This window comes from Carnobacterium sp., from assembly GCF_032094055.1.
Taxonomy (GTDB): domain Bacteria; phylum Bacillota; class Bacilli; order Lactobacillales; family Carnobacteriaceae; genus Carnobacterium_A.
The window spans coordinates 48462-52668 of the sequence record NZ_DAMDAK010000001.1; the positions used below are offsets into that span (position 1 = coordinate 48462).

A 4207-nucleotide genomic window follows, 5' to 3' on the forward strand; every position below is an offset into this window, starting at 1 on the left:
AAAGAGCTCCTCCACCTGTCAAAACAATTCCATGATCAATTACATCTGCAGAAATTTCCGGCGGTGTTTCTTCTAATGTTTCTCTCACAGCGCTAACGATCCCATCAACAACTTCTTTAATCGCTTCAGCTACATCAATGGCTGAAACTTCAATGGTTTGTGGTAATCCAGTTAACAAATCGCGTCCCCGAACATCCATAGCGCCATATTCAGGTGCTTTTTCTGCCGATGCACAACCAATAGCAATTTTGATTTGTTCAGCTGTACGTTCACCAATCAATAAATTATATTTCTTACGAATATAATGAATGATTCCTTCATCCATGCTATCCCCAGCCAAGCGGATAGAACGGCTGCTTACTATCCCGCCAAGTGCTATTGTTGCTACATCAGTAGTTCCGCCTCCAATATCGACAACCATACTGCCTGTAGGATCCATGACCGGCAAGCCTGCTCCAACAGCTGCAGCAAATGGCTCTTCCAGAATAAAAGCATCTTTAGCTCCAGCCATTCTTGTTGCATCAATTACAGCGCGTTTTTCTACTTCAGTTACACCACTTGGTACACAAACCATGACATACGGTTTAGAAGTTGTTTTTCCAATAGCTTTTTCAATGTAATATTTCATCATTGCAGCTGTAGTATCATAATCTGCAATTACGCCGTTTTTCATAGGTCGAATAGCAACTATTGAACCAGGTGTTCTCCCAATCATATTTCTGGCATCTTCACCAACTGCTACAATTTCTCCAGTATTGATATCTTTTGCAACTACTGAAGGATCTCTTAAAACAATTCCTTTACCATCAACGAAAACATTTGTATTGGCTGTTCCTAGATCAATACCAATGTCTTTATTTCCAAATTTAAACACATTATTTCATCCTCTCAAGTCTGTCTAACATCAGAATTTTTAGAATATAGTACAATTATTTTTAACTATTCATTAAACTCTAAGACAGTATAACAAAAAAAAGATATTTTTGCCTTGTCAGAAACCATCATACTTCATTTTTTTTAGCAAAACATTAATAATTTACGTAATTTAATAGAAATTTAAGTTTGCTCCACATGAACGTAGTGGTTTTCTAAACCATTGTCTTTAAAGATTCTCACATTTTTCTTTTTTTAAAAGCGTATCAAAAAACAAAAATCTATGCCCGTCCTGCTTCGCTTACTGTATCCTAAACAACTAAAGCTGCTGCAGGCAAGTCAAAGTGAATACAGGTCTGGTTTTTAAAACTCTTCTAAAATAAATAATTGGATATATAAAAGAGGGTGAGACGTTTGTCTCACCCTCTTACCTTAATTGTAATGTTAATTAAGCTTTAACAACGTTTGCTGCTTGAGGTCCACGGTTTCCTTCTTCAACGTCGAAAGTTACTGCTTGTCCTTCTTCTAAAGATTTGAAGCCTTCACCTTGGATAGCTGAGAAATGTACGAATACGTCATCTCCACCGTCGCGTTCGATAAAGCCAAAACCTTTTTCTGCATTAAACCATTTTACTGTACCTTGTTCCATAATAAAATATCCTCCTCGTGCGTTTTGCACATTTGTTAATTCTTGCTAACGGTGCGAATTGGAATGTTATGAAACAATTCTTTTCTACTACCTCACAAAAACTTAAATACAGTGTATCATTTATTTCTAATAATAGCAAGTTAATCCTGCTATCTCTTTTAAATGGATCAGTTATTGAACAAAAAAACAGCGTTTAGACCCAAAGCTTCTATCTTGCATATATTGCACTCCTCAGCAGTTAACACTATAAGGACTAAAGCAACTGGAGCGAGTAAACACAGAATTGACCGCACATCAACTGAGCATTGAAATCGGACTTCATGACTGTCTTTTAGAGAACGTTAACAAAATAGTTAAGGGAATAGAAAAGAGGTTAACCCTTTTTGGGCTAACCTCTTTAGTTATTTTAGATTTAATTAAGCTTTAACAACGTTTGCTGCTTGAGGTCCACGGTTTCCTTCTTCAACATCGAAAGTTACTGCTTGTCCTTCTTCCAAAGATTTAAATCCTTCGCCTTGGATAGCTGAAAAATGTACGAATACATCGTCGCCGTCTTCGCGTTCGATAAAACCAAAACCTTTTTCTGCATTAAACCATTTTACTGTACCTTGTTCCATTATAAATATCCTCCTCGTGCGTTAAACACTATATATTTAACATTTTTGCTAACGGTACGATTTGGAATGTTTCTGCAACGATTCTTCATTCTACCTCAACAAAATGCTAAATTTATTTTAACATATCCCTGTATATACCGCAAGTAAAACGCTTCACTTTTAAAAAAAGAAAATAAACTCAGTGTACGTACTAAGTATATTTTCTTACTTTTTCATTAAGCTTTAACAACATTTGTTGCTTGAAGTCCGCGGTCGCCTTCTTCAACGTCAAAAGTTACTGCTTGTCCTTCTTCCAAAGTTTTAAACCCTTCCCCTTGGATAGCTGAGAAATGCACAAATACATCGTCTCCGTCTTCGCGTTCGATAAAACCGAACCCTTTTTCTGCATTAAACCATTTTACTGTACCTTGTTCCATTGTAAATATCCTCCTCATGCGTTAAACGCTATGTAATTGATGTTTTTACTAATTAGTATCATTTGAAATGTTTGGAATATTTTTCTGTTACTATGCAAAAACTCACTAATAGTATAACAAGTCCAAATATACTTATCAAGCAAGAAGCCTAATCGATAATCTACAAAGGCTTCTAACAGTTCAAGCTGCTGGAGACCTTTATCGAATATCTTTTAGAGTATCATTAGCCGGATATGCAAAAGAGAGTGAGACAGATGTCTCACTCTCTTACCTTAATTGTAATGTTAATTAAGCTTTAACAACGTTTGCTGCTTGAGGTCCACGGTTTCCTTCTTCAACGTCGAAAGTTACTGCTTGTCCTTCTTCTAAAGATTTGAAGCCTTCACCTTGGATAGCTGAGAAATGTACGAATACGTCATCTCCACCGTCGCGTTCGATAAAGCCAAAACCTTTTTCTGCATTAAACCATTTTACTGTACCTTGTTCCATAATAAAATATCCTCCTCGTGCGTTTTGCACATTTGTTAATTCTTGCTAACGGTACGAATTGGAATGTTATGAAACAATTCTTTTCTTATACCTAAACAAAAACCTGACGTAAGTATAGCACGATTATTTTAATAACACAAGCTTATAAAGGCTTTAATTAAATTTTATTTTTTCTCCTTTACTAAAAGACTCCTAGCTCTTTTAAACTAATGTACCGATCTTGTCCGATAATGAGATGATCCAATAAGTCGATTCCGATTAATTCCCCGCACTCAAACATGCGTTTAGTAAATAAAATATCGGCTTCCGAAGGATCGGGATTCCCCGAAGGATGATTGTGCCCTACAATAATGCGAGCTGCCGAAACGCGGACTGCCCCTTTAAAAATTTCACGTGGGTGCGCAACCGATGAATTCAACCCACCTATAAAAGTGGTTTCTTTTTTAATGATTTCATTTTTAGTATTCAAATACAACACCATCACATGCTCTTGCTGCAGATCCCGCATTTCTCCTAACAGCATCTCTCCCGCTTTGCGACTGGAAGTTATTTGTCCGATTTTAATTTGAGGAGCTTGTGCAATCCGCATACCCAATTCAATTGCAGCTCTTATTTCGATTGCTTTAATCTTTCCGATACCAGAAATAACCATCAACTCTTCTATAGAAGCTGTTTTCAAAAAATATAAATCTTCAAATGTATTTAAGATTTCCATAGCAAGTGCCATAACATTGGTGCCTTTTGTTCCCGTTCGCAATAAAATTGCTAGTAATTCATGGTTTGCTAATGCTTTTTCGCCATATTGTTCCATTCTTTCTCTAGGCCTTGAAAAAATAGGAACTTCTTTCACCAGACTTGTCGACCTCTCTCTCATGTTTTTCCCCCTTTTCTCCGTATTTTTACTATCTGCAAAAAAAGGGGAATCTATTTTTTATCGTACTAAGAATAACAATTAGTTTAAAAATTAACTTTTTAGGTTGTATAATCTATTTTTAACATGTTAATACAGTCTGCTTTTCTTCAATAAAGTCTTTGACTTATATTAAGCCCTAATACAGAGCTGCCGTTTTTTATCTCGCTTGTTCCGCTTAGTTACATTTCTTTGGTTAATCATCAATTATTTGGTTTCTTTAAAAATTGGCTTACTTCTGAAATAAAGTACA

General features: G+C 35.9%; 6 protein-coding genes. All 6 read right to left on the minus strand.

Annotated features, from left to right (window positions below; genetic code table 11):
* A partial coding sequence (locus RT405_RS00300; RefSeq protein ID WP_313466709.1) for a rod shape-determining protein occupies positions 1-874 on the minus strand: 874 nt, incomplete at its 3' end.
* 447 nt (positions 875-1321) lie between these two features.
* Positions 1322-1522: a cold-shock protein gene (locus RT405_RS00305; RefSeq protein WP_313466710.1), complete on the minus strand. Its 201-nt coding sequence runs from the start codon at positions 1520-1522 to the stop codon at positions 1322-1324.
* A gap of 416 nt (positions 1523-1938) precedes the next feature.
* Positions 1939-2139: a cold-shock protein gene (locus RT405_RS00310; protein WP_035028800.1), complete on the minus strand. Its 201-nt coding sequence runs from the start codon at positions 2137-2139 to the stop codon at positions 1939-1941.
* A gap of 215 nt (positions 2140-2354) precedes the next feature.
* The gene (locus RT405_RS00315; protein WP_035028798.1) at positions 2355-2555 is read right to left on the minus strand and encodes a cold-shock protein; all 201 of its coding nucleotides are present in this window, start codon (positions 2553-2555) and stop codon (positions 2355-2357) included.
* A gap of 288 nt (positions 2556-2843) precedes the next feature.
* Positions 2844-3044 carry a cold-shock protein gene (locus RT405_RS00320; RefSeq protein ID WP_313466710.1) on the minus strand — a complete coding sequence of 67 codons (201 nt, stop codon included), beginning with the start codon at positions 3042-3044 and terminating at the stop codon, positions 2844-2846.
* Between the two features lie 181 nt (positions 3045-3225).
* A complete protein-coding gene (gene radC / locus RT405_RS00325; protein WP_313466711.1) occupies positions 3226-3918 on the minus strand; it encodes a DNA repair protein RadC in 693 nt (230 codons plus the stop codon).
* Positions 3919-4207 lie beyond the last annotated feature (289 nt).

Excerpts from the sequence above, each read along its gene's own strand:
- RT405_RS00320 (WP_313466710.1), bottom strand. The coding sequence starts at position 3,044 with ATGGAACAAGGTACAGTAAAATGGTTTAATGCAGAAAAAGGTTTTGGC.
- RT405_RS00315 (WP_035028798.1), bottom strand. The coding sequence starts at position 2,555 with ATGGAACAAGGTACAGTAAAATGGTTTAATGCAGAAAAAGGGTTCGGT.
- RT405_RS00310 (WP_035028800.1), bottom strand. The coding sequence starts at position 2,139 with ATGGAACAAGGTACAGTAAAATGGTTTAATGCAGAAAAAGGTTTTGGT.
- RT405_RS00305 (WP_313466710.1), bottom strand. The coding sequence starts at position 1,522 with ATGGAACAAGGTACAGTAAAATGGTTTAATGCAGAAAAAGGTTTTGGC.
- radC (WP_313466711.1), bottom strand. The coding sequence starts at position 3,918 with ATGAGAGAGAGGTCGACAAGTCTGGTGAAAGAAGTTCCTATTTTTTCA.